The organism is Halalkalibaculum sp. DA384, from assembly GCF_043951955.1.
Lineage (GTDB): Bacteria > Bacteroidota > Rhodothermia > Balneolales > Balneolaceae > JAMQKA01.
The window spans coordinates 54,161-80,113 of record NZ_JBINJE010000007.1; the positions used below are offsets into that span (position 1 = coordinate 54,161).

A 25,953-nucleotide genomic window follows, 5' to 3' on the forward strand; every position below is an offset into this window, starting at 1 on the left:
CTTGACGATGGAGCTACTACTAAACATCTGTATTTATCTACCGCTGGCAGGAATTGCCGCGATTTTATTTACACGAAATAAGGCCGCTGTAAAATGGATCAGCCTGGTTACAACGAGTGCTGTATTCCTGCTTTCCCTGCCGCTGTTGCTTAATTTTGATATCGCAGGCTCAGCGAGTGCCCAGTACCTCACGGTCGGCGAACCGCTCCTGAATGGACTGGATATCAAATATATTGTAGGGCTCGACGGGCTCAGTCTCTTGCTTTTTATGCTTACCACGCTTTTTGGCCCGATAGTAATACTCTCCTCGTGGAATTCTGTCAGCAAGCACCTGGCTGGCTACTATTCCATGCTTCTGCTGCTTCAGACGGCATCGCTTGGCGTTTTTGCGGCACTTGACCTGATCATTTTCTATGTCTTTTTCGAGCTTTCCCTGATTCCGATGTATTTCCTGATCGGCATTTGGGGTGGCAAGGGGCGAATCCACGCAACGGTCAAGTTTTTTGTGTACACACTGGTGGGCTCACTGATCATGCTTATCGGGCTTATTTACGTTGGGTACGATGCCGGTACATTCCTGAATGAATTTACATTCAGCACCGACTGGCGTTTCCTTTCGAGCGGGGAGTATCAAATTGGCCTGGTGGAACAGACCTGGCTTTTCCTGGCATTTGCCCTCGCGTTTTGTATCAAGGTGCCGCTGTTCCCGTTTCACACCTGGCTGCCCTATGCCCATACTGAAGCTCCCACGGCCGGTTCTGTCGTACTTGCGGCTATCATGCTTAAGATGGGAACGTATGGGCTGTTGCGCGTCTGCCTGCCGCTGTTCCCAAACGCATTTGTGGAGTTTGCCCCCTACATGGCTACCCTGGCGGTCATAGGCATCATCTATGGTGCACTGGTAGCGATGGTTCAGAAAGATGTGAAAAAGCTGGTGGCCTACTCTTCAGTGAGTCACCTTGGATTTGTAGTGCTCGGGCTGTTTGCATTCAACACCATTGCAGTTCAGGGAGCACTTATCCAGATGGTAAATCACGGCCTTTCCACCGGGGCGCTATTCCTCATTGTCGGCATGATTTATGACCGGCGGCATACGCGGATGATTAAAGATTTCGGTGGTATTGCCAAAGTTATCCCGGTATTTGCGGTTATGTTTATGATATCCACGCTGGCTTCTATCGGACTGCCGGGATTAAATGGATTTGTCGGTGAGTTCCTTATCCTGAATGGATCATTCCACTCAGAGGTTTTGGGCAGTTCTGCATTTACAATTCTGGCAGCAACCGGGGTTATTCTGGCAGCTGTCTACATGTTGTGGATGTACCAGCGGGTGATGTTCGGCCCGCTGAAACACGAAGCGAATGAAGATCTTGTTGATCTGAATGCCAGGGAAATTGGCTTGCTGGTCCCGTTGGTCATTTTTATGGTATGGATCGGGATCCGCCCGGTCGACTTTATGCAGTATTCCGAAGCACAAATTAATGACCTGCTGGAGACGTCACGGGAAAAGAGTGTGGCCATAAAGCAGAGCGCCTCGGAGCAGGAACTGCCGGGATGGGCCAACAGCCTGTATGATGTGACTCCTGAGCTGGCCTCGCAAAAAAGTGATTAGATCTTAGAATTATTGATTTTTTGAATGACCGATTAATTCAATAACTCAACAACTCAAAAATTATACCAATGGCAACACCAATATCAGAAGATCAAATCGCGGAAGCTCTTTCCGATCTCGATGGATGGAGCCATGAGGACGACAAATTAAAAAAGAATTTTACATTTGATAATTTCCGGGACGCGATCGCTTTTATCAATCGCATCGCATTTGAAGCGGAGGAGCAGACACATCACCCGGAGCTTTTCAATGTTTACAACAGTGTTGGCATCGCACTGAGTACACATGATGCTGGTGGCAAAGTCACCGAAAAAGATCTGAAACTGGCAAAAACTATAGAGTCACTGTATAACGCGTAAAAGCACATGGATTACCTACACGATCTGAGCGTATTTCTTCCAGGGATAATTGTCGCATTGGCGGGATTAGTCGCCGTGCTGATCGATGCCTATAAAAATGATCATGAGGCTATATTTGGCCTGTCTGTTTTTTCAATACTGGCAGCACTGGTGGTCTCTGCCATAGACATGTTCGGACCTGCTGGAGAAGCGTTTTCCGGCATGATTGTCTACGGAGGAACAGCCGCGTTTGGTAATACCGTGGTGCTGCTGGGCACGCTGTTTTGCGTGTTGATATCCAAAGAATATCTGGAAGCGGTCGACCACAATTACGGGGAAGTGTATGCCCTTGTGCTTTTTGCGACCTCCGGCATGCTCGGGCTTGCCAGTGCCAATGATCTGATCATGATTTTTGTCGGATTAGAGACCATGTCGATCTGCCTCTATATTCTGGCCGGAATTATCAATGAAGAGAAAATGGGAGCTGAGGCAGCGCTCAAATATTTTCTGCTGGGGGCATTTTCTACCGGTTTTCTACTCTACGGAATGGCGCTTCTGTATGGCGCCACCGGCACGACCAATCTGCCAGGTATTGCGGGGGCGGCCAGCAGCGATCTTCTTTTCCTTGCCGGGGCGGGACTGTTGTTGGTAGGTTTCTTTTTCAAAATTTCTGCGGTGCCTTTTCACATGTGGACGCCCGACGTCTACCAGGGCACCCCAACCACACTCACGGCTTATTTTGCAACGGCTTCCAAGTCGGCAACGTTTGTAGCGCTGATACTGGTTCTTTCCCGGATGCTCCCGGATAGTGCGGCCAGCTGGTCGGAACTGATTTCTGTCATTGCCATCATAACGATGATTCTGGGAAATATTATTGCGCTGGTTCAGGACAACATCAAGAGGATGCTTGCGTACTCGAGTATCGCCCACGCGGGATATTTGATGGTGGGACTAGCAGCCGGCACGGCGGGGGGATACAGTGCGGTTTTGTACTACCTGCTGGCATATACACTGATGAACGTGGGAGCATTTGGAGTAGTGGCATTCTATGAGCGCCAAAAAGGATTGGATTTCAACGATATAAACAATTATGCGGGCCTGGGATTCAAACGTCCCGCCATGGGAGTCATGCTTTCTATCTTCCTTTTTTCACTTGCCGGAATTCCACCCTTTGTAGGATTTGTAGGCAAGTACCAGGTATTTGCCGCTGCTGTCAACGCTGACTTGATTGGCCTGGCAATTGTCGGGGTGCTGGCCAGTGCAGCCAGTATTTACTACTACTTGCGCCCGATGGTGTACCTGTACATGAGAGAGCCCCACAAGGATGTTCCGCTTGTTCAGGCCGGTTGGCTGTTTAAAGGCAGCCTGATTGTACTGGCTTTTCTCACCATCTATTTTGGAATTGCACCTGGAGGACTTTCAGAACTGTTGAGTTCCTATTATGCTGAAGACTGGGCCGCGTTTATACGATAAAGGCAGAGCCTTAGAAACCTCCTCTTTTTCTGTCTGTCATTATATTATATATTATCGAGGGATAAGTCGTGCAGCTACGCTTTACCGCATATCGATGTTACCTCTAGGATGTGGTTTATTCCACATATTGTAACACGGTTCTGCTTTTGTTTATCCTCTCAGCCACTGCCGCTTTCATTCCGTGGAAAAATCCGACCGACAATCATTTATAACGATAGACGAGTACCGGGTTCAGTATTTGAATTATTCAATATGATGTCACTAAAGCAGGCATCGCCATTGTAACTCCCAAATTGATTAAAACCCGGAAAAAAGGAGATATAGTGATATCTGCACAGATGGGCTGGGAGGAGATCGTCAATGCAGGAAGGTTTTCGTTACATAGTTGATATTCGAAAAAAGGTGGGTGTCAGCTATCCTGAAATATCGCAATTGTCTCTGCGCAGCAGACTTCACCGGAAGTCGACATTATGATGCCTGAATTACCGTCCCTTTACTGAGCCCTGAAATTGCCGGTTACATCCACTTTGACGGGGATTCCTTCTATTTCCGCAGGTAGCTGGTTTCTGATTCGCTCTTCATCGGCGCTTACAGATATAATGATACCGATGGTGTCCCCGTCAACCAGGCCGATGCCTACAGCAGTGACCCCGTCGATGGCCAGCCATTCTTTTTCATATTTTTGCTTTATATTACGGGCTTTTGGGTAGTCCGGCATGGGAATACGTACGAATGAAATTCAGTGTGCAGAATAATATAGCACATTTTCCAAAAAATCCGGGTAATCTGCGGAGGGAAGTGTCAGGGCAGCGTTACATCCAGGCTATTGAATACATTGTCAATTCGATTGATGATTGTGGAGGTATCGCTCCCGGCAAAGAGTAATCCTACAAGGTTATTTTCGTTGTCGAGGACCGCAGACCCGCTGTCTCCGCCCTGGCTCATTGAGCCGGCCACAAGCTGATCCACAAATGTGGCTACTTTGTTGGCCCCATAGTTGACACGGGCCGTCACATCCACCTGCTGGATGGTTCCAGTGGTGAATCCCGTGGTTCTACCACTCTTTTTAATCTCCATTCCCAGTTCAGCTTCCCGGGTGCCGGCAATCGTTCCGATCTGAAGTATTTCGTTCTCCAGGTCCGAGGGGGTCAGGGGCTCTGCTATAGCGGCATCCACCAGGTTTTCCGTTGTCTGCACCCGGTATGGACGCATACGCACCGAGCTGCCGATGGTTGAGGCGATGCTGTTCAGAACTGAAGCGATCATGTTGGAGGTAAAACAGCCTGGAGACGATCCATTTTCGCCCTCTCCGTCAAAGCTGATCGGCACAAATTCGCTCAACTTTGCTATCTGGTCCTGTGGATTTTGACCGCCGTCATACGGACCTGGTTGAAGAATCGCGTCCCCGATGTCGGCTTCATTGCTGTTTGCGAGCACGTGGTTGTTGGAAAGAATATAAATGGTATCGTCTTTTTTGACCAGGCAGCCCAGCGTGCCGGCCGTAATATCGAAATGCCCTATACTTACCCCACCGGGCGCAGGTCGGAATCTTCCCTTCGGATCCTGACGCGCCACGAAGGGACCTGACGGGAGCACGTCCGTCGGAATACCATGGATAGCCGCGGGAATCAGGTCTTTTTGGGTCAGTCTTTTCTTGGGCTTTTTTAGTTCCACTGAACAAATAATGCTGAGCTCCTCGGTCTGGCGACCGTTGGTCACTTTATACCCAATACCGGTCGCTACAACATTGGGTTTGCTCATCAGCTCAGAACGCCGACTGTTTAGCGTTTCACGAATATCCTCGAAACCTGAACCCATAGTACCTTTTGGTGGGAAAAAGATTAACCTGTCTCTATTGAAAGGTACTTAAGAAAACAATAATATTCATAACAAAGTTTTTTTAAGTATTTGTTTTGTATTGATTTATAAATAGTCCCTGCAAAAAGAATTGTACTAGTAAAAATGAGGTCAACCGGGCAGGATAAGATTGCAGGAACGTTCCGGCCCCTGAGCAGTATATATCGTTAGCTGCAGTCGGCAACGTATCTCCCTGTTCATCGGACCGAGATAGTGTTCAGTGTTTTCGGGGAGTGAAAAATTTGGATTTATGGGATTGGATTTCCCCCCAAAAAGCTCTATTTTTGCCTGCCTGTTCGTTAAAGCTGGCGCTATGTGGCAGCTTTTATGAATATGAATCGATCTTTGAAAGCAACAGTAACCTGCTGGTCGGCAAAAAGCCAGATCGGCTGTTTTCAATGAAAACAACCAAAGGAAAATAATCAATGAGCAGAGAATACTACGAACTAACCTATATTATAAATCCCGTACTGGAGGACGATCAATTTAGCGGGATCGTCAACAAGTTTACCGACTTTATTCGTGATAATGAGGGCGAAATCGATGAAGTCGATGAGTGGGGAATCCGAAAATTTGAGTACGAGATGGATGGTAAAAACAGCGGGTATTACGTTAATGCCTACTTTACCGCGCCCGGAACACTGATTGAGAAACTGGAAAGGCAGCTTCGCCTGGATGATAATGTGATACGGTATCTTACCTTGAAATATGACGCCAAGATGTTACGTCACCGCGATCAGCAGCGCAAGGGGACGGTTCCCAACGTATTTGCACATGAAGAAGAGGAAGAAGAGGAAAATTAACAAGAATTCAGTCACGGATACATCAAATTTCGCTGGAATGTGTTTGTGACCGCTTAAATACAAGATATCTACAATTATGATTAAGAATCCATCACATCCGAAGAAAGGCCAGATACGAACACGGGAATGCAAGTTTTCAAAAGCTGGTCTCGAATATATTGATTACAAAGATACGGAATTGCTACAGCGTTTTATGAATGACCAGGGCAAAATTCTGCCTCGTCGCGTGACGGGGACCAGTGCCAAGTATCAGCGCCAGTTGGCTACCGCCATCAAACGGGCCCGCTTTCTTGGGTTGATTCCATATGTAGCAGAGAACCTCAGATAAACAAAAGGATTTTTATCTATGCCTAAACAGATGAAGTTGATTTTAAAAGAAGATGTGGAGAAGCTGGGCGATGCCGGTGAGGTAGTGGAAGTAAAACCCGGGTACGGCCGAAATTATTTGATCCCACAGGGAAAAGCGGAAATCGCAACTCCGGGTGCGCTCAAGCAGCTGCAGCTGATCAAGGAAAAAGCCGAACGCCGTGCTGAACTCACAATCGAGAAGGCGCAGGAGATGGCTGAAAGGCTTGAAACGACATCAGTCACTATTCCTGTTACAGTAGGGGAAGACGAAAAGATCCACGGTTCCGTTACTACACAAGATGTCGCCGATGCACTGGCGGAACGCGATATTGAAATTGACAAGCGTAAGATATCGCTCGATCAGGACATCAAGACGCTTGGCGAATACACGGCTACCATAAACTTGATTAGTGAAATAAAGCCACAAATTAAGGTTTGGGTAGTCAAGGAGTAACATGTGGTGTTATAATTAATAACACTGATCTTGAATGACTACCATGAAAAACAGCTTACTTTCTTTTGCAATGGGGATCGCACTGCTGGTGTTGTCCCCATTTTGTGTTCAGGGGCAGATGCTCGACCCGGTCTCGTTCGAGGTGGTCCAGAGTCCTGAAACGGTAAAGGCCGGCGAGGTTTTCGAGGTCACCGTACAAACGAAAATCGAGGGAAACTGGCATCTCTACTCCATAAATAACGATCCGGATGCCGGACCCTATCCCACCCAGTTCTCCTCGGCCAACAGCGCGCTCGCGATAGCGGGAGAGGTCAGCGAGACGGAACCCTCGATCGAGTATGACCCCAATTTCGATACCGAACTTGGGTGGCATACCTCGGAAGCGACTTTCACCATCCCGCTGGCATTCAAGGAGGGGATCAGTGGTTCTTCCATGATAGACCTGGAGGTACTGTACCAGGTGTGTGACGACAAGGCATGCCTGCCGCCCAAGACGAAGTCGATTACACAGGGCATTTCAATAGCCGGAGTCGCATCTCAGCCCTACGATGGATTTGAGGAATCCGGGGAAACAGCAGAGCGTGCGGAGGAAGAAGCGGATTCCGAACCTGCCACAGGCAGTGGGGGAAAGGAGGGGGAGATTCAACCCGACACCAGCGGTTACACCGGTGGGGGATTTGTCTCTTTTCTGTGGATTGCACTGACTGCGGGATTTGCAGCCCTGTTGACGCCCTGCGTCTTCCCGATGATTCCCTTGACCGTCTCTTTTTTCTCCAAACAGAATGAAGGAAATAACAAGCGGGCGGTGGGACAGGCCTTGCTTTTTGGGATAGCGATTGTGGCCACTTTTACTTTACTGGGCGCACTGTTGTCGGTACTGATCGGGGCCTCCGGGGCAAACCAGTTTGCCGCAAATCCCTGGGTAAATCTTTTTATCGGTATTATACTCATCGTGTTTGCAATGAGCCTGCTCGGTATGTTTGAACTGCGCCTGCCCTACCAGCTTACCAACTGGCTCAATCAAAAGAGCAATGAAAGTTCGGGCATACTGGGTGTACTCTTTATGGCGCTGACGATCAGTGCGGTTTCATTTTCGTGCACCGCCCCGTTTGTGGGAGGAGTACTGGCCGCTACCACGGGCGGGGAGTGGTTCTACCCGATCATAGGGATGATGGGCTTCTCAGCAGCTTTTGCCTCCCCCTTTGTGCTTTTCGCACTTTTTCCCCGATGGCTTGAATCGCTCCCCCAAAGCGGTTCCTGGATGAACGTGGTAAAAGTGTTGCTCGGTTTTATAGAACTGGCTGCTGCGGTCAAGTTTATTTCTAATGCAGACCTGGTCTGGCAGTGGGGGCTTGTCTCGCGGCCGCTCGCTATTGCGGCATGGATTACGATATTTTTCCTTGCCGGGCTATATGTCATCGGAACCTATTCTTTAAAACATGAAAAAAAACCGGAACAGATCGGTACCGGCCGGTTGATGGTGGCGATTCCGTTATTCCTGTTCAGCTTTTATTTGATTCCGGGACTGCTCGGAGCCTCGCTTGGTATCTGGGACGCCTGGCTGCCCCCAAAACAGGCAACGGACGTAAGCGTGGTGAGTTCCATCGCACAGAGAGGAGGGGGGGGAGGCGGCATTGAATCGAATATGGAGGAGTGGTCCGACAGCTATGAAGCTTCCCTTGAAAAGGCCAAACAGACCGGGCAACCCATTTTCATCGATTTCACGGGGTATACCTGCACCAACTGCCGGGCCATGGAGACCAATGTCTTTCCGCTGAAAGAAATTCAAAAACGATTTGCAAAAATGGAAAAAGTTCGGCTTTATACGGATGATGGGACTGACGGGCCGGAAAACCAGCAATTTCAATTTAAATTGACGGGAACAGTTGCCCTGCCGACGTATGCCATAGTTGACCCCTACACAGGTAAAGTGCTGGATCAACTCATAGGCTACACTCAGAAAGACAAGTTCAGGCAATTCCTTGATGATGGGTTAAACCGATTCGACCCGGAATCAACCGGATCCACAGCCCTGGCTGACTAGTTGAATTGTAAATCCTTTTTAACATCTCAATTTATCTAAATTAGTAAGCTTGTTATTTTGACATTTAAATCAAAATGATCTATAATTTTGCATCTTTGTAAGCCCGTAAACTTTAAATTTAATAATATATAATTGGAGTAATCGTATGACATCGTCAATAGCTCTCTTACTGCTTCAAGCTGGAGCTGATCAAGGCTTTTTCAATGTAATTGTTCAAAGGTTCAACGAAGGTGGTACTTTCATGTGGCCGGTACTGGTCGCACTAATTTTGGGTTTGGCCATATTCCTTGAGCGCATTATTACTTTGAACCTCGCAGATATTGATACCCGAAAATTCATCGTTAATGTTCAGGAGGCACTACAAGAAGGTGGCGTTCCTGCCGCAAAAGAACTGTGTGCCGAAACCCGAGGCCCTATTGCTTCAGTATTCCAGGCAGGTTTGATGCGTGTCGATGAAGGAATCGAAGCTGCCGAAAAAGGTATTTCCGCCTATGGCTCTATCGAAATGAGTTTTCTGGAGCGTGGGCTTGTGTGGCTCTCACTGTTTATCGCAATTGCTCCGCTGCTCGGCTTTACCGGTACCGTTGTGGGTATGATTGAGGCGTTCGATGCCATTGAGCAGGCGGGCGACATCTCTCCGAGTTTGGTTGCCGGTGGTATTAAAACGGCACTGTTGACCACTGCTGCCGGCCTTATTGCAGGTATTATTCTGCAGGTGGGGTACAACTACTGCGTTTCAAAAATTGACCGTCTTATTGCAGAAATGGAAGAGAGTTCAATTACGCTTATTGACTCTATTGTTGCTCTGAAAGAAGGCGAGCAAATTATTGATACCAGTGGTGAAGGAACAGCTGACGCTGAATAATAATCTGCACCTTTAAAAGTTGAAGGAATAGAGATATGACTAGTGTAATAGGAATAGGAATCGCAATCGGGCTCATCGGTATTGGAGTTCTTGCGATGATAGTAGCCGGTATTAAAAGCTTGACCACAGGCAAGCAGGACGTTAAAAGAATTGTCACAATTCTTGTTCCCTTCGCTGTCTTCGGCATTGTGTTCGGAGTGGCAGGGGATCTGACCGATGCAGCAATTGGTACAATGCTGTTTATGCTTGCCGCCATGGTACTCTTCATGCTACTTACCGGGTTGCGTAGCACATTTAATTTATAAACTCAGCGGATAGCTATGATTAACAAGAAAAGACAACGGGAAGAGCCGGAACTTGGTGGTGCGGGAATGTCGGATATCGCTTTTCTTCTGCTGATATTTTTCCTGCTGGTAACCACGATCGATGTCGATACGGGTATCGGGCTTGTACTGCCTCCGGAACCGGAGCAGGATCAGGAACCGCCTCCCATTAAAGAGCGTAACATGCTCAAGATTCTGGTAAATGCCCAGGGAATGGTTCTACTCGATGAGGAACCGACCTCACTGCCAGAGGTGAAGGACCGGGTGAAGGAGTTTATTGACAATAACGGGCAGGACCCGGATTTGTCAGAATCTCCCGATAAGGCGATTGTCTCGATTAAAACGGACAGGCAAACCCCGTATTCGGTCTACATAGATATGCTTGACGAAGTCATGGGGGCTTATAAAGAGCTCAGGGACCTGGCTGCGCAAGATCGTTACGGAACCACCTATGACGCTCTCGAGGATGAGAGCGAGGCCAAACAGCAGATACGGGATCTGTATCCAAAGAAAATTTCAATCGCAGAGCCAGATCAAGGGTAAGGAAAATCTATTATGGCACATTTTCAGAAAAAATCTGCAAATACCAAGCAGGAGATACCTACATCGGCCATGCCGGACATCGTATTCATGTTGCTTATCTTTTTTATGGTGACTACGGTGTTGCGTGAGGTAACTCTGCAGGTTCAGGTAGATTTTACTCAGGCAGAGAATATTGAGAAAATCGAACAGAAACGACTGGTCAGTTATATCTACATAGGGCCGGAGAAACTGTCCGGAAACCGATTAGGTGAGACAAAAGTACAGATCGATGACTCCATTATTGAAGATTTGGGAGCTATCCGAAACCTCATGTACGATAAGCTGCAAGAGCAGCCCAGACTTATCGTATCTTTGCGGGTTGATGAAGATTCTGAATTCGGTATCGTCACCGATGTCGAGCAGGAGCTCAGGAAAGCAGGTACACTGCGTATCAACTACTCGACTCACCGGGAAGAATAAGAAGAATAAACTGATTAATACTAACTTTAAGTATAAAGGCAGTGCACAATTGTTGTGCCTGCCTTTTTTATTTTAAAAACTATTGCCAGTGGATAAGGAAAATTTCCGAAGTATCGAACAAATTGGACGGCACAGGTTAATCCGGGAACTCGCTGAACAGACTTCGTTCCGCAATGAAAGAGTGATCAAGGGTATCGGGGATGACGCAGCCGTACTGGAGCAGACGAGCAGCTACGCAGGACTACTTAGTTCCGAAACTTTTCTGGAGGGAGTCAACTTTGATCTTACCTATACCCCCCTGCACCACCTGGGATATAAAGTGATTACGGCCGCCGTAAGTGATATTTACGCGATGAATGGGATTCCGGAAGCCGTACTGGTGAACCTGGGATTACCCAACAAGCTTTCGGTGGACATGATTGATGAAATATACCGTGGAATGGATGCGGCTGCCCATGATTATGAGGTTGAAATAGCTGGCGGTGATCTGACCGCATCACACCAGATTTTGGCTCTTTCAATTACGGCTCACGGTCGCGCTGAAAAGGAAAATTTGATATATCGCTCTGGCGCCAGGATCGATCAGGCGGTGTGTGTCACCGGTGATCTGGGGGGAGCAATTGCCGGGCTCAGAATTTTGATGCGTGAAAAGAAATACTGGGAGGAGCACGGGCAAGATCAGTTTCAGCCGGATCTCGGGGATTATGAATATGTAGTAAAACGGCAGCTGGTTCCCGGTGCACGACGAGACTTCATTGATACCATTGCTGAGCTCAATCTACAACCCACGGCGATGATCGATCTTACCCAGGGGTTGGTAAGTGACCTTCATCAGCTGACGGAAGCCTCAAAAGTGGGGGCTCACATCTACCAGGCGGCCCTGCCAATTGCAATAGAAACGCGACATGTGGCAGATGAAATGAAGGAGGATGTGGACAAGTACGCACTATACGGAGGGGAAGACTTTGAACTGCTGTTTACAATACCGGAAGACCAAGTGGAACAGCTGGCCGCGGAATTCGAGGATTTTGTTGTGATCGGCAAAGTGACACGCAAAGAAGAGGGAGTAAAGATGCAACGGCAGGATGGAGAATTAATATCATTTGAGGAAGAATAGCACTAATTTAAAAATCATGGCTATCCCAATATACTAAACCGGCTGCCGTTATTGGTACCGCAGATGGAATTCAAGCATAATGACGGTACATAGAAACACTTAAAAGTGGTATATTGATTTAAATTTGCAGATCTAAAAATTGAGTAGTAGTAAATGTCTGATAATTCTGATAAAAAAAATAGTAGTCCAACCGACCTGAAGGATAAATTGAAGGGTAATAACAACTCTCCCAAATTTTCTATCTGGATATACCTGTTAGTACTGCTGGTACTGTTCGGCATCCAGTTTTATTTTATGAGTCCGCAGCCGGGAAGCCGGATTATTTACAGTGAGTTTCTCGAGTATGTCGAGAAGGGATATGTTGAAAAAATTACGATTACCAACGGTACCCAGATTAGGGGACAATACACGGAAAAAGCGATCCAGGACGGAATCGTAAATCCTCCCGAACAGGAGCAGGACTGGCAGCTGACGGGTGAAAGTGGACAACCCGCCTTTACTACCACCATGCTTGAGGGAGACCAGATCCGTTCGGTGCTGGATGCGAATAATGTAGAGTATGACGTCCGAATCGAAGAGGACTGGTTCAGCGGCATCCTGATCTGGTTGATTCCCATCGGTCTGGCGATAGCCTTCTGGATCTTTATTTTCCGGCGGATGAATCCTGGCCAGCAGGTACTGAATATCGGCAAAAACAAGGCCTCACTATACGATAAGCAGAGTGAGAACCAGGTCTCCTTCAAGGATGTAGCCGGTCTGCAGGAGGCTAAAGCTGAGGTGGAAGAAGTGGTGGAATTCCTGAAAAATCCCCAAAAGTTCACAAAACTTGGTGGCACTCTTCCCAAAGGGGTCTTGCTGGTCGGCCCTCCCGGTACCGGGAAAACACTTCTTGCCAAGGCAACAGCGGGTGAGGCAGATGTACCGTTCTTTAGCCTCAGCGGCTCTGATTTTGTTGAGATGTTCGTTGGAGTAGGTGCGGCCCGCGTGCGTGACCTGTTCAAGCAGGCCAAAGAAAAAGCGCCCTGCATCATCTTTATTGATGAAATTGATGCCATCGGCCGAAGCCGGGGTCGGGGCATGGCGATGGGTTCCAACGATGAGCGGGAAAACACCCTGAACCAGCTTCTGAGCGAGATGGACGGCTTTAATTCCGATAAAGGGGTGATTATCATGGCGGCGACCAACCGACCGGATGTGCTGGATACCGCATTGTTGCGACCCGGAAGATTTGACCGCCAAATCCTGATTGACAAACCGGATCTCAACGGTAGGGTGCAGGTTCTTGAAGTGCACTCCCGGAACCTGAAGCTATCGGACGATATCGACCTGAAACTGCTGGCATCCCAGACTCCAGGATTTGCAGGAGCTGAGCTGGCCAACCTCTGCAACGAAGCCGCACTCCTGGCGGCCCGAAGAGGCAAGGAATCGGTGGAGATGGTCGATTTTCAGGATTCCATTGAGCGTGTAATTGCAGGACTTGAGAAAAAGAACAAGTTGATCAGTCCCGAAGAACGCCGTATCGTGGCCTATCACGAAGCCGGACACGCCATCGTGGGCTGGTACCTCGAGCACACCGATCCGGTGCTGAAGGTGAGCATTGTGCCAAGAGGGCTTGCTGCCCTGGGTTATACCCTGCAGACTCCCCTGGAAGATCGCTACCTGATGACCACCGAGGAGCTGGACGACAAAATTTGTGCACTGCTCGGGGGACGTGTGGCTGAAGAGCTCACATTTGGAAAAATATCCACCGGGGCACAAAATGATCTCGAGCGGATTACCAATATGTCGTTTGCCATGGTAGCTGAGTACGGGATGAGCGAGGAGCTGGGGTATATATCGCTCAAGGATTCGCAAAATCCTGAAAACAGTTACGGGTTCAACAAAAAATATTCCGAGCAAACCGCAGAACGTATCGATGAGGCGGTTCACAAGATAATACGCACAAACTACGAGCGTACTAAGAAACTCTTGACAAAGCACAAGGACAAGCTGGAAAAAATGGCGAAAACGCTCCTTGACAAGGAGGTCCTCAACCACAACGATCTCCGGGAGCTGTTGGGTGAACGACCCCAGGGGCGCTATCCCGAAGGCATTTTTGATTCTGATGAATCACCGGAAAAGGTAAATGGCAAACCCGGAAATCGTTCTCTGACCCCGGGAACGGATTATTCGGCGCCGCCAGATTCGAAAGCTGATTCCGAAGAAGAATAAGTACAGTTCGTTTGTCACAAAAGAGGAACCGATCCTGGTTCCTCTTCTGTTGATATACCGCCTTTCTATGTGCACCGATCCTCCCAAATTTAGCTACTGTTGTTAACAATAAGTTAACATTCACGCCATTCTGTTAACATTACCGTAAAATTACAGTAACCAAACCGTAAAAATGAATTAATACTGTTGCAATGTGAGTGTGCTATCCTTCGGGTGCAATGAAAGTTGAACCTTCAACAAAATCAGCACACAAACGTGATCAATAATAAAAGAAGCACACTTATAAAGGTTTGGCCCCTTTTTATTGCATGTATCTTCATTTCTCAACTCAGTTTTGCGCAGACAAAAAAAACAGCTACCGGTAAAATATCCGGCAAGGTTGTCGATGCTCAATCTGGGGAGACAATAATTGGGGCGAATGTAGTTATTGCAGGAACCAGCCAGGGAGATGCCACTGACATCGATGGTACATACACCATTAGCGGGATCAAACCGGGTATATATTCAATTTCTATCTCATACATCTCTTACTCTAAAAAAACGGTAACAGGGGTGGAGGTTAGTGCCGGTGAAATAACCCGGCTTAACGCCGCCTTACAGCCAGAATCAGTTGAAATGGGAGAGGTTACCGTAACAGCCGAAGCCTCGGGAAGCAGTGAGGCAGGGCTGTTGTCAATACAGCGAAAGTCGGTTCCCATGCAAGATGGCATATCGTCTGAGCAGATTTCAAAGATCGGGGCAGGAGATGTGGGAGAAGCAATGAAAAGGGTGACCGGGGTGACAGTCCGGGAGGGTAAGAACATCTACGTAAGAGGACTTGGAAACCGCTACAGCAATATTCAGCTAAATGGCTCACAGGTGCCTTCAACAGATCCCAATAAAAAGGAGGCGCCAACTGATTTATTTGGCAGTGGACTGATTGAAAATATTATGGTTCAAAAAACCTATACCGCTGACCAAATGGCTGAATTTTCCGGGGGGTCGGTTAAAATTTTGACCAAACAGTTCCCCAGTGAGAGGAATTTTACCGTGGGCTATTCAACAAGTTATAACACCTTGTCAACGTTCGAAAATACATATACGAGTCCCGGCAGCTCGACCGATTTTTTGGGATATGATGACGGCAAACGGAGTCTGCCTTCCATCCTGAACAATCAACGGGCCAGTCAATCGAATGCAAATAGTATTATGCAGGACTTGCATAACGACTGGAACATCAGCAACAGTTCGCAGGTTATTCCCTCGCAAAGCTTTAGCGTAAATTACGCAAACCAGTTAAATCAGGATGCGATGCCCATCGGGATTGTGAGCAACTTCTCCTACAAGTTTGATCGTAGCCTGGAACCCGGTAAAACTGAAAAATTTGTTCAGGATTTTAGAGATGACGGTACTCCTAATTTCAACTCAAATTTTGACAAAAGCGAAGGGCTGGAAACGGCAGTGCTGAGCGGTATGCTTAATGTCTTCATTAAACCATCTCCGGTAACCAAGTTTGGGCTGAAGACGCTGTATTCCAATTCGGCAACAGATCGTAATACAATCGTTGAGGGAGATGCCTTGAACTTTACAACGCGCCAGACGGTCTCGGATTTTGACCGCCGCACCGTATTTTCAGCTACACTGGAAGGCGAGACTTATTTTAAAGATTTCCTGCGGTCAACGCTTGAAGGTCATATCGGGTACAACAAAGCTCAACGTGTTCGTCCGGATCGACGCAGTACGCAGTACAATGAAGTAGCTACTGGAGATTTCCAATTTAGTCCGTTTGGGGATAATAACGGTCATTTTTTCTCCAATCAGGACGACAATAACTACTCGGGTGAGCTTAAATACAAGCTCAACCCGGCGAAATTCCTGGATGTTTCAGCCGGCGGAAATGTGACACTCAAGGATCGTAGGTTTACCTCGCGCCGCATTGCCTATCGAGATGTACTCTCCCCTTATGTTCCTGATGATCTAGCTGGACAAAGTCCCGGTACTTTGTTCAAGGATGATAATGTACTAGAATACCTGGAGTTGACAGAGACCACCCAGTTTGATGCAGATTGGTATGATGGGACACAAAATCTTTACGCTGCCTTCATCAGTACCAAATGGCAGGCACTTGATAATCTTTCGTTTGAGGTTGGATTGCGAGCCGAGCAGTCTACCCAGACGATTGAGACCCCGGACGGTCTGAATGGGGAGTATGAAGAAGTGTCAAAAGTTGACAGTACCAACTTTTTACCCGCCGTTAACGTCACGTATGGTATTGCTGACAGAACCAACCTCCGGTTTGCTTATTCTCGGACCCTGGCGCGGCCTGAGTTTCGAGAGATCTCCAACTTTTCTTTCGCCGATTATCTGGGAGGCCAGCGTGTGTACGGGAATCCGAAGTTGACGCAAACCAATATCACCAACTATGATATACGCTTTGAGAAATATCCCAGGGGCGGACAAATGATTGCAGTGAGCCTTTTCTACAAACAGTTCGAAAAGCCTATAGAAAAGTTTTACCGGCTGACAGAAGCCAATGAAGTTAGGTTTGATAACGCCAAAGAAGCAGATCTTTACGGAATTGAAGTGGAGGGACGTAAAAATATCACTGATCATCTTCAATTCGTGGCCAACGCTTCATACATCTATTCAGAAACCCGAATGAGTGAAACTGAACAAAACAGAGTTGCCAACATTGAACGACCGATGGTAGGGCAATCTCCATACATTATTAATGCATCGGTTTTTTATTCCATGCCCGATTGGAGAACGGACGTCTCTGTGAGCTATAACACCTTCGGAGAACGGATCGTAACCGTCGGGAAACGTGCACAGCGCAACGACGAATACGAGCAACCGTTTCATGACCTGGCTGTTAAGATAGATCATTCTATAGGTCGGTATGGTCTTAGCCTGGAGGTGAACAACTTGCTGAATGATACACGTAAATATTCGCTCGGTGATGTTACAACTTTTAAGTACAGTCCGGGTATTACCTTCAAACTTGGAGCTACGCTGACACTCTAGCAGAAAATAATTGTTTCCTTATTTCCGCTTAACTTTTTGTTAATGAACATCTTTTATCATCAACCTTCACTCAAATCAATCCAATACTCTAATCAACAATCATATGATTAAGTTTAATTTTACTAAAGCCGCAAGTTTACTAATACTTGCCTTTGCCCTGACCTTTGCCGGTTGCGGTGACGACAACCCAACTGGTACCAACGGAAACGGCAATGGTAACGGTAACGGAGAGGAGGGCACACCTTCTATCAATTCCTTTGAACCTGCCTATGCCGATTTTGGCCAGGAGGTAACCATTACAGGCGAAAATTTTGCCTCTGCTGCTGATGAAAATACGGTTACTTTTGCAGATGGTGTAGAAGCTACCGTCGAGTCCGCTTCCTCAACTGAACTGACCGTGACCGTTCCTGAAGGAGCTGTAGATGGTCCCATTTCGGTAGAAACAAATGGGGAAACGGCTACTTCAAGTGCTTCCTTTGCCATTGTTCCTCAGCTATACCAGGATTTCCCGGGTAACAAAACGCTCATATATGGCGACGAAACCTGGTCTAATGACACTACAGTTGCAGGTCCCCACTTTGTGCTTCCGGGCGCAACGCTTACGGTAGAACCGGGAGTAATCGTTGAGTTTGAGTATCACAATAACAATGCGGATGACGTGGGAACCATTATTACCATACCAGGAGACCAATCCAACTACACGAATGAACGTCCCTCCGGCAGGTTAGTCGCCGATGGTGAACCGGATGCTCCAATTGTCTTTACCTCTACCAGGAAAGAAGTTGCGAGCTGGGGCGGAATTATCCTGGCTGGCGAAGCCAGCAACAATGTTCCCGGCGGACAGGGTGAAATTGAAGGTCTCTCAGAAGGTGTGCAGTTTGGGGCCGACATTGACGGGGGACAATCCTTTAAAGACGACGATGACAGCGGTGTATTGAGTTATGTCCAAATCAACTATTCAGGATACAGTATTGCCGCGGGCAGTGAGCTGCAGGCACTTACCACGTATTCTGTGGGCAGCGGAACCCAGATCGATCACATCAGCATTTTCAGATCAGTAGATGATGGCATTGAGCCTTTCGGAGGCACGCATGATATCAAATACCTCGTTGTAGTAGACGCCCAGGACGACACCTTTGACGGTGATCTGGGATGGACCGGAAGAGGCCAGTTTTGGTTGGGGCTCACCACCCCGGGAACGCCATCAAACCGTGGGTATGAAAATGATGGTTGTGCCGATACCGGAGATTGTGACGGTGGAAATGGGCCGACGGAATACAAGGTCTATAACACAACTGTTTGGGGTAATGACAATGCCAATGGTGAAACAATCTATGGCACGATGCTCCGAGAAGGTCTTACCGGATCGTACTCAAACACCATTATTGCCAACTATGGGAACGCGGTTGTACCCATTTATGTGGAAACGGATGGTACGGAAAACAATATCGGCAATACCTTAACATTCGGTGGTAACTTCTCCTACAATAATGCATCCAACGACTATTCTAACTTGCCCTATACGCAAGAAGATGTAGGTCTCACTGTCCTTGACAGTTCTCCATTCACCGACGCTGAAAACTTTGACTTTTCACTGGTAGAAGGCTCTGCACCTGCTACAGGCGGAGTCTCTGTTCCCAGTGACGATTTCTACACCCAGGTAGAATTCAGTGGTGCTGTTGGAGTTAAAGGTTCTGAACATGACTGGACCACTGGAGCCGACTGGATTAAATGGACCGAATAATTTCACAGACTTCCTACACGATACGTCTCACGTAAGTGTGAGGTGTGCTGATCACAAAAGGGGACTCCGGGGAACCGGGGTCCCTTTTAATTTGTCAGGTAAAATATGGAAGATTACGAGACTCAAATCCGGTATTTTCTGCATGCCCAGACGATGCCATTATTAAAACATTTTTGCCAGATATGATATTCCCAAGTTGCAACTTCAGCGTTCGGTGACCTGAAAATCTTGCAATTTCATTAATTTCATAATTTGTAGCCTTTTTTATAATGTATTTAACACTACAGTCGTATATTAAATCTATCGAAAACGAGAAGCCCAAAATCGATGAAAAACGCAGGACGAAGCTGACCGCAATCGCCGAGTATATCCGGGAAAAAAGGGATTCCGGTTCCCCGGCCAGGCTTACCTTTATTTGTACCCATAACAGCCGCCGCAGCCATCTATGCCAGATTTGGGCAGCGGTAATGGCCGAACACCTTGGAGTGAACGAAATCGAAACCTATTCGGGGGGGACCGAAGCAACGGCTTTTAATCCCCGTGCCGTTGCAGCCATAGAACGGGCCGGGTTTAAAGTGCAAGGTATGAATGGGGAAAATCCCCGGTATAATGTATTTTTCGACGAGGATAAGGAACCGCTGGTTTGTTTTTCTAAAACGTTTGATGATGATTATAATCCCCAGGAACATTTTGCAGCTGTTATGACCTGTACCGATGCCGATGAGAACTGCCCATTTATTCCGGGGGCAGAAAAGCGTTTCTCTATACCGTACGTCGATCCCAAAGAGTCGGACGGTACTGCTCGAGAGAAAGAAACCTATGATGAGCGTTGCCGGCAAATTGCAGTCGAAATGTATAACCTGATCTCTCAGGTTTGAATATTCCGCACAAATAATTACAAATAAAATGGTTGGAATACCGAAGTATACCGTTTGTTGCAGGTATGTGATAAAATAAGACGAGAGAATGCCGGGCATGTGAGTATATGCAGCTTTGGCTGAGAGGCAAAACAGCCCGATGCGATAACCTTCAATCAATATTTGGGTAGCAGGAACCCTGTATTTTGTAGAATCGTTATAGGTGGGCAATATTATAATCTGAAAAAAATAATCCATTGGTTTTTGTAAAAAGGAAAGCACACTTTAACGCCGCACACCGCCTTCACAATCCTGATAAGTCCAAAGAGTGGAACAAGCGGGTTTTCGGGAAGTGCAACCATCCAAACTGGCATGGGCACAACTACATCATTGAGGTAGTGGTGGCCGGAGAACCGGACACGGAAACCGGGTACGTAATCGATCTTTCAGAACTGAAAGAGATTATTGATCAACAGATTATTGAAAAGTGCGACCACAAAAACCTGAACCTGGATGTCGATTTTCTGGACGGTATTCTGCCGTCTACTGAAAATTTGGTGAAAGCTTTTTATAATGAGCTAAAAGAACCCATAGAAGAAACGTGTGTCGCGGGCGGCATTCTCTACGCTGTTATACTGCATGAGACCGAACGAAATTCCGCTAAATATTGTCCATATCTTCTGCAAAAGTAAGTTATCGATAAACGATTTTAACGAATTGTTATGAGCACAATTTCAACAAAACTGAAGCGCGTGTACGATCCCACATTTACAATATCTGAGGACTATAAAGCGAGTCTTCCGGATCTGCAAAATGGTCCCGCTTCCCTTATTGAAGGAGCAAATGTACCGATTCAACAGGTCGGTATCTCCAATTTTAAACTTCCGCTGAAGTATCCACGACCGGATGGCGAACTGATTACTCTTGAAACCTCGGTTGACGGCTATGTAGGTCTGGAAGCCGACAAGAAGGGGATTAATATGAGTCGCATTATCCGTTCGTTCTACAAGTATGAGAAGGATGTTTTTCATCTTGAGAAGCTAAAAGAGATATTGACAACCTATAAAGAGGACCTGGATACACAATCGGGGTATCTTCGCCTTTCATTTAACTATCCCATTATGCAGGAAAGCCTGCGTTCTGACCTGGAGGGCTACCAGTATTACAGCGTGGCACTGGAGGGAGCGCTGGACGGGAATAACAATTTTCGGATGTTCATGCATCTCGATTTTGAATACAGCAGCGCGTGCCCCTGCTCTTATGAGCTTTCGGAACATGCAAAAGAATCGCGCGATGTGGCTGCAATTCCCCACAGCCAGCGCAGCGTGGCCAGTCTTACCGTTGAACTTGATGAAGAACTGTTCGTTGAGGATCTGGTCAAGCGCTGCCGCGACGCACTGCAGACCGAAACACAGGTGATGGTAAAGCGGGAAGATGAGCAGGCGTTCGCTGAAATGAATGCGGCCTACCAAAAATTTGTAGAGGATGCCGCCCGCCTGATTTATGAGGAGCTGGATGATCACGAGAATATCCGGGATTTTGTAGTTCGCTGCGTGCATATGGAAAGCCTGCACAGCCACGATGCGGTCAGCCGAATTTGCAAAGGAGTTCCCGGCGGACTCCGGTGAGTGTTAAGTCGTGCATTGATTTCAAACCTGCCAGGTACAACAACCTGGCAGGTTTTTTTGTTCTCCTCGGATATGACGATTTCCCCCTGTTCTATATTGACAGAGCTACTAAGCTGACTACCCCGCAAATCGCCTAGGTGTAATAGGTTATCGGGATATATATTTTTAAGTATATCTTATTATCAATAATTAGGTATAATATTTAGTTGTTATTAATAATGGTAAAACTTACCATTTTAAACAGGAGGTCTTTGTCAGGCCTTAAATAGAATTTTGGGGTTACAACAAATTATCAGACAATGAACGTGAGTAACAGCGACGAGTATGAACTGCTCTCACCAATTCTAAAACGTCTGCTATCTATGCGCAAAAGCAAACAATGTCCGGAGTGCGGGCGAATAATGATGCGGATTCATCGCAAGTGGTGGCACCGGCTTGTAAGTAGGCTGATACATCCCGTCACGCGATGGAGGTGCTGCGGAAAGGAGTGGTTGGTGCTCTCAAAAAAATCCAAAGGCAAAAGGAAAAAGACTGTCTCTCCTGAAAAAAGACAGCCCCTGACCGATCTGGAAATAAGTCGTTTCCCCTAACTTTCCAGGGCATTTTTGACAAGTCGATCCTGCTCGGCCTGATGAATTTTCATCTGTCCGGCGGCGGGAGAGGCTGAAGCCTGCCGGCCTACATATCGAAGACTCTGGTTCTCCTCGAGTTGCTCCATAATCCGGGGAGCGATAAACATCCAGGCGCCCATGTTTTTAGGTTCTTCCTGGCACCAGACGATATCCTCCACATTTTCATATTCTTTCAGCGTACTGCTGACATCCTGGTCCGGGAATGGGTAGAACTGCTCCAGCCGGGCAATCGCAATATCCTCGATTTCATTCTCTTCACGGTATTTATATAGATCGTAGTACACTTTTCCGGAACAGATGACCAGCCTTTTGACGGTGGAGGTATCCCCGATTTCCTTGTCCGGAATGAACGGGCGGAACCGGCCGTTGACGAGGTCATCCGTTGACGAGGTAGCCATCGGGTGGCGCAGCAGGCTCTTGGGAGACATAATAATCAAAGGTTTCTTGTTTTCCTGCATCGCCTGCTTGCGAAGAATGTGGAAATACTGGGCCGGGGTGGTCAGGTTGGTAACCTGCATGTTGTCTTGCGCGCAAAGCTGAAGGAACCGCTCGAGGCGGCCAGAGGAGTGCTCGGGTCCCTGACCTTCATAACCGTGCGGTAGCGTCATTATCAGTGAGCTTTTTTGTCCCCATTTGGCCTCGCTGGCTGATACATACTGGTCTATCGGGATCTGGGCACCGTTTGCAAAATCGCCAAACTGGGCTTCCCAGATCACAAGTGCATCTTTTTTGGCAGCGCTGTATCCGAATTCAAAGCCCACGCAGGCAAATTCGCTCAACAGGCTGTTGTAGGGATAGAAGGTGGCCTGTCCCTCCTCAAGGTTGTTAAGGGGAATATATTTTTGATCTGTTTGGGTTCCATGCAGGATGGCGTGGCGGTGGGAAAATGTACCCCGTTCCGCATCCTGGCCGGTCAGCCTTACGGTGGTGCCGGTTTTGAGAAGAGAGCCGATCGCCAGCGCTTCAGCAAAGCCCCAGTCGATCTTGCTTTCGTTTTTTTCAACAATTTCAGCCCGTTTAGCCAGCTGTTTCAGCAGCTTTGGATTGGCGTCAAAATCTTTGGGAACCGTATTGAGCTTGAGGGCAATATCCTTGATCTCCTCCTCGGGGTAGGAGGTATTCGGAAATTCAGGCCAGTCTTTCTGCCTGGTCTCCCTGCGATTGATCATATCGTCGGTTACCTCCAGCGGAGAAGAGTTTTTGGCGTCCTCAAACGCCTCCTGCAGCAGCTGATCAAATTCTTCAAAGAGTTCCTCCGTCTCCTCTTCCGAGAGTTCCCCTTTGCGAAGCAGTTCTTCGGTGTAAATATCGCGTACGCTTGGGTGGTTGTCGATCTCTTTATACATGCCAGGTTGGGTAAAGGCGGGTTCATCGCCCTCGTTATGCCCGTGCTTGCGGTAACAAACAAGATCGATGACGACATCCTTGTTAAATTTTTGCCGGTATTCAAGTGCCATCTGAATGGAATGGACCGCCGCTTCCGGGTTATCCCCGTTAACGTGAAAAATCGGGGCCAAAATCATCTTGGCAAGATCAGAGGCGTATTCAGTGGAGCGCCCGTCTTTCGGCAGCGTGGTAAAGCCGATCTGGTTGTTAATGATAATATGGATTGTGCCCCCGGTTTTATAGGCCTCGAGCTGCGACATGTTAAGGGTTTCTGCAACTACGCCCTGCCCGGAAAAAGCTGCATCGCCGTGAATAAGCACGGGTACGATCCGGTTGTTGGGATCATCCTTGTCAAGATGATCCTGCGTGGCCCGCGCTGAGCCTTCCACCACCGGATTGACAGATTCAAGGTGACTGGGATTTGGCAGTAGTTCCAGCTGAATATTCCGGCCGGTCTCTGATTTATGCTCGCCGTTGGCTCCAAGGTGGTATTTTACGTCGCCGGATCCCTGGATGCTGTCGGGATCGAGATTTCCCTCAAAATCGGCAAATACCTTGCGATATGGCTTGTTCATGATATTCACCAAAATATTCAGGCGGCCCCGGTGTGCCATGCCCATGAATATTTTCTCAATTTCGTGGTCGCCGGCCTGCTCCAGCATAAAGTGCATCATCGGGATCAGCGTGTCGGCCCCCTCCAGCGAAAAGCGCTTGTGCCCGATATATTTTTTGTGCAGAAACTGCTCAAATGCCATCGCCTGGTTCAGCTTGTGCAGAATCTGTTTCTTGTCGTCTTTGTCGAGCTCCGGGGTGTTGGTGGTCGACTCCATCCGCTCGCGGAGCCACTTGCGCTCGTCGAGGTCGAGCAGGTGCATGAATTCGGCCCCGATTTTCCCGCAGTAGGTGTCGCGCAGCAGCTTGATAATAACGCGGAGCGGAGCCTTTTCATAACCGCCCAGCCCGGCACAGTAGAATTCACGGTCGAGATCCCAAAGCGTAAGCCCGTAGTAATCGAAATCGAGCTCGGGGCTGTGGCCGGGTTCGTCACTCAGCGGGTCGAGGTCTGCCAGCACGTGCCCGCGGGTCCGGTACATGTTAATGAGCCGCATTACGGCGATGGCCCGCTTGTTATCTTCGAGCGTGGCCCCGCGCCCGTCAAGCTGGCCCACGTAATTGTCTTCCCCAAAGGGAATAGGTTCATATGGAATCTCAAGATCGGCAAAAATCTGATCATAAAAATCCTCTTCACCGTTCAGCAGGGTATGCATCTTTTTGAGGAAGGCACCCGATTCAGCCCCCTGGATCACCCGGTGATCGTAGGTGGAGGTGACGGTCATTATTTTACTGATACCCAGCTGGTTGAGCACCTCCTGCGACATCGACTGGTATTCGGCTGGGTACTGAATGGCCCCGGTGGCGATGATGGTACCCTGGCTCTTCATTAATCGCGGGACCGATTGTACCGTGCCGATCATTCCGGGATTGGTGAGGGTAATGGTCGTTCCCTGGAAGTCTGAAATTTCCAGGTTGCCACTGCGCGCCTTGTCGATCAATTCTTTGTAGGCGTAGAGAAACTCCTTGAAATTCATCTTATCTACGCCCTTGATGTTGGGAACCAGCAGGTTCCGGGAACCATCCTTGTTTTGAACGTCGATCGCCAAACCCAGGTTAACCTGATCCGGTTTCACCTTGTAGGGACCGTCATCCCTGCGCAGGTAGGAGTTGTTCATGTTCGGGAATTCCTCGAGCGCGCGTACGATCGCCCATGCGATAAAATGGGTGAACGAGGCTTTCGGATCCCCCCGCTGCAGCAGGTGCCGGTTGATGATTGTCCGGTCTTCGATAAGCATTTTCATTGGCAGGGTGCGTACTGAGGTAGCCGTGGGTACCTCAAGACTCTCATCCATGTTTTCGGCGATCTTCTCGGAAATGCCCTTTATTTTTTCGAGGCTGGCACCCTTGGGAATATCTGCTTCCGCTTCTTGCTGGTCCTTCTTCGGCTTCTTTTTAACTTTTTGCTTTTTGGGAGCTTTTTTGGCTACAGCGGGCTCCCCGTTGGTCGGTACCGAAGGTTTCTCATCTCTCTTATCAGTCGTGGTATCCTCTTCGGTCTCATCAAAATATTGCTTCCAGTGATTCGGAACAGATGAGGGATCTTCCTTGTATTGATTGTAGAGTTCCTCGACAAGAGCAGAATTGGGACCAAATACAGCTTCTAAAGACTTCAAGGCGATGCGGATATATAAGTTCTAATTA

21 protein-coding genes are annotated in these 25,953 nt (G+C 48.0%); 18 read left to right on the top strand and 3 right to left on the bottom strand.

All coding sequences use genetic code 11. The annotated features are described in order from the left end of the window. Nucleotides 1–7 precede the first annotated feature (7 nt). From ACG2E4_RS06200 to ACG2E4_RS06210, 3 genes are all read left to right on the top strand, one after another. Entirely contained in the window at nucleotides 8–1,612 is a 1,605-nt protein-coding gene (locus ACG2E4_RS06200; protein ID WP_395258886.1) for a NuoM family protein, read from the top strand. Between the two features lie 68 nt (nucleotides 1,613–1,680). After that, nucleotides 1,681–1,971, top strand: coding sequence for a 4a-hydroxytetrahydrobiopterin dehydratase (locus tag ACG2E4_RS06205; RefSeq protein WP_395258884.1), 291 nt, complete (start codon nucleotides 1,681–1,683; stop codon nucleotides 1,969–1,971). 6 nt (nucleotides 1,972–1,977) lie between these two features. Next, the gene (locus tag ACG2E4_RS06210; RefSeq protein ID WP_395258882.1) at nucleotides 1,978–3,423 is read left to right on the top strand and encodes an NADH-quinone oxidoreductase subunit N; all 1,446 of its coding nucleotides are present in this window, start codon (nucleotides 1,978–1,980) and stop codon (nucleotides 3,421–3,423) included. Between the two features lie 493 nt (nucleotides 3,424–3,916). Here the strand turns inward: ACG2E4_RS06210 and ACG2E4_RS06215 are convergent, their stop codons facing one another. Both ACG2E4_RS06215 and ACG2E4_RS06220 read right to left on the bottom strand, forming a co-directional pair. Continuing rightward, nucleotides 3,917–4,141, bottom strand: coding sequence for a hypothetical protein (locus ACG2E4_RS06215; protein ID WP_395258880.1), 225 nt, complete (start codon nucleotides 4,139–4,141; stop codon nucleotides 3,917–3,919). A gap of 83 nt (nucleotides 4,142–4,224) precedes the next feature. Continuing rightward, on the bottom strand, nucleotides 4,225–5,241 hold the full coding sequence (locus ACG2E4_RS06220) for a hypothetical protein (RefSeq protein ID WP_395276015.1): 1,017 nt from the start codon (nucleotides 5,239–5,241) through the stop codon (nucleotides 4,225–4,227). A 464-nt stretch (nucleotides 5,242–5,705) separates the two neighbouring features. Here ACG2E4_RS06220 and rpsF point away from each other — a divergent pair, with 464 nt between their 5' ends. From rpsF to folE2, 15 genes are all read left to right on the top strand, one after another. Continuing rightward, complete coding sequence (rpsF, locus tag ACG2E4_RS06225; protein WP_395258876.1) at nucleotides 5,706–6,083, top strand: 30S ribosomal protein S6; 378 nt, start codon at nucleotides 5,706–5,708, stop codon at nucleotides 6,081–6,083. A gap of 76 nt (nucleotides 6,084–6,159) precedes the next feature. Further along, nucleotides 6,160–6,411 carry a 30S ribosomal protein S18 gene (gene rpsR, locus ACG2E4_RS06230; protein ID WP_395258874.1) on the top strand — a complete coding sequence of 84 codons (252 nt, stop codon included), beginning with the start codon at nucleotides 6,160–6,162 and terminating at the stop codon, nucleotides 6,409–6,411. Nucleotides 6,412–6,429: 18 nt separating this feature from the next. After that, entirely contained in the window at nucleotides 6,430–6,885 is a 456-nt protein-coding gene (gene rplI / locus ACG2E4_RS06235) for a 50S ribosomal protein L9 (protein ID WP_395258872.1), read from the top strand. Nucleotides 6,886–6,919: 34 nt separating this feature from the next. Then, nucleotides 6,920–8,929, top strand: a complete 2,010-nt coding sequence (locus ACG2E4_RS06240) for a cytochrome c biogenesis protein CcdA (RefSeq protein WP_395276016.1) — start codon at nucleotides 6,920–6,922, stop codon at nucleotides 8,927–8,929. A 145-nt stretch (nucleotides 8,930–9,074) separates the two neighbouring features. Further along, the gene (locus ACG2E4_RS06245) at nucleotides 9,075–9,794 is read left to right on the top strand and encodes a MotA/TolQ/ExbB proton channel family protein (protein WP_395258868.1); all 720 of its coding nucleotides are present in this window, start codon (nucleotides 9,075–9,077) and stop codon (nucleotides 9,792–9,794) included. 35 nt (nucleotides 9,795–9,829) lie between these two features. Further along, nucleotides 9,830–10,099, top strand: coding sequence for a hypothetical protein (locus ACG2E4_RS06250; RefSeq protein WP_395258866.1), 270 nt, complete (start codon nucleotides 9,830–9,832; stop codon nucleotides 10,097–10,099). Nucleotides 10,100–10,114: 15 nt separating this feature from the next. Next, entirely contained in the window at nucleotides 10,115–10,660 is a 546-nt protein-coding gene (locus tag ACG2E4_RS06255) for a biopolymer transporter ExbD (RefSeq protein WP_395258865.1), read from the top strand. Nucleotides 10,661–10,672: 12 nt separating this feature from the next. Further along, nucleotides 10,673–11,119 (top strand): ExbD/TolR family protein, encoded by a 447-nt coding sequence (locus tag ACG2E4_RS06260; protein ID WP_395258863.1) that lies wholly within the window; start codon nucleotides 10,673–10,675, stop codon nucleotides 11,117–11,119. A gap of 88 nt (nucleotides 11,120–11,207) precedes the next feature. Then, nucleotides 11,208–12,236, top strand: coding sequence for a thiamine-phosphate kinase (gene thiL, locus ACG2E4_RS06265; RefSeq protein ID WP_395258861.1), 1,029 nt, complete (start codon nucleotides 11,208–11,210; stop codon nucleotides 12,234–12,236). Between the two features lie 153 nt (nucleotides 12,237–12,389). After that, nucleotides 12,390–14,447, top strand: a complete 2,058-nt coding sequence (gene ftsH / locus ACG2E4_RS06270) for an ATP-dependent zinc metalloprotease FtsH (RefSeq protein WP_395276017.1) — start codon at nucleotides 12,390–12,392, stop codon at nucleotides 14,445–14,447. A 255-nt stretch (nucleotides 14,448–14,702) separates the two neighbouring features. Then, nucleotides 14,703–17,450 carry a TonB-dependent receptor domain-containing protein gene (locus ACG2E4_RS06275; RefSeq protein ID WP_395258857.1) on the top strand — a complete coding sequence of 916 codons (2,748 nt, stop codon included), beginning with the start codon at nucleotides 14,703–14,705 and terminating at the stop codon, nucleotides 17,448–17,450. 103 nt (nucleotides 17,451–17,553) lie between these two features. Continuing rightward, complete coding sequence (locus tag ACG2E4_RS06280; protein WP_395276018.1) at nucleotides 17,554–19,194, top strand: IPT/TIG domain-containing protein; 1,641 nt, start codon at nucleotides 17,554–17,556, stop codon at nucleotides 19,192–19,194. A 269-nt stretch (nucleotides 19,195–19,463) separates the two neighbouring features. Further along, nucleotides 19,464–20,072 carry a protein-tyrosine-phosphatase gene (locus tag ACG2E4_RS06285; protein WP_395276019.1) on the top strand — a complete coding sequence of 203 codons (609 nt, stop codon included), beginning with the start codon at nucleotides 19,464–19,466 and terminating at the stop codon, nucleotides 20,070–20,072. 236 nt (nucleotides 20,073–20,308) lie between these two features. Beyond that, the gene (locus ACG2E4_RS06290) at nucleotides 20,309–20,743 is read left to right on the top strand and encodes a 6-pyruvoyl trahydropterin synthase family protein (protein WP_395258851.1); all 435 of its coding nucleotides are present in this window, start codon (nucleotides 20,309–20,311) and stop codon (nucleotides 20,741–20,743) included. A 30-nt stretch (nucleotides 20,744–20,773) separates the two neighbouring features. Beyond that, nucleotides 20,774–21,679, top strand: coding sequence for a GTP cyclohydrolase FolE2 (gene folE2 / locus ACG2E4_RS06295; protein WP_395276020.1), 906 nt, complete (start codon nucleotides 20,774–20,776; stop codon nucleotides 21,677–21,679). A gap of 586 nt (nucleotides 21,680–22,265) precedes the next feature. Here the strand turns inward: folE2 and ACG2E4_RS06300 are convergent. Next, nucleotides 22,266–25,925 (bottom strand): multifunctional oxoglutarate decarboxylase/oxoglutarate dehydrogenase thiamine pyrophosphate-binding subunit/dihydrolipoyllysine-residue succinyltransferase subunit, encoded by a 3,660-nt coding sequence (locus ACG2E4_RS06300; protein WP_395276021.1) that lies wholly within the window; start codon nucleotides 25,923–25,925, stop codon nucleotides 22,266–22,268. Nucleotides 25,926–25,953: the final 28 nt, after the last annotated feature.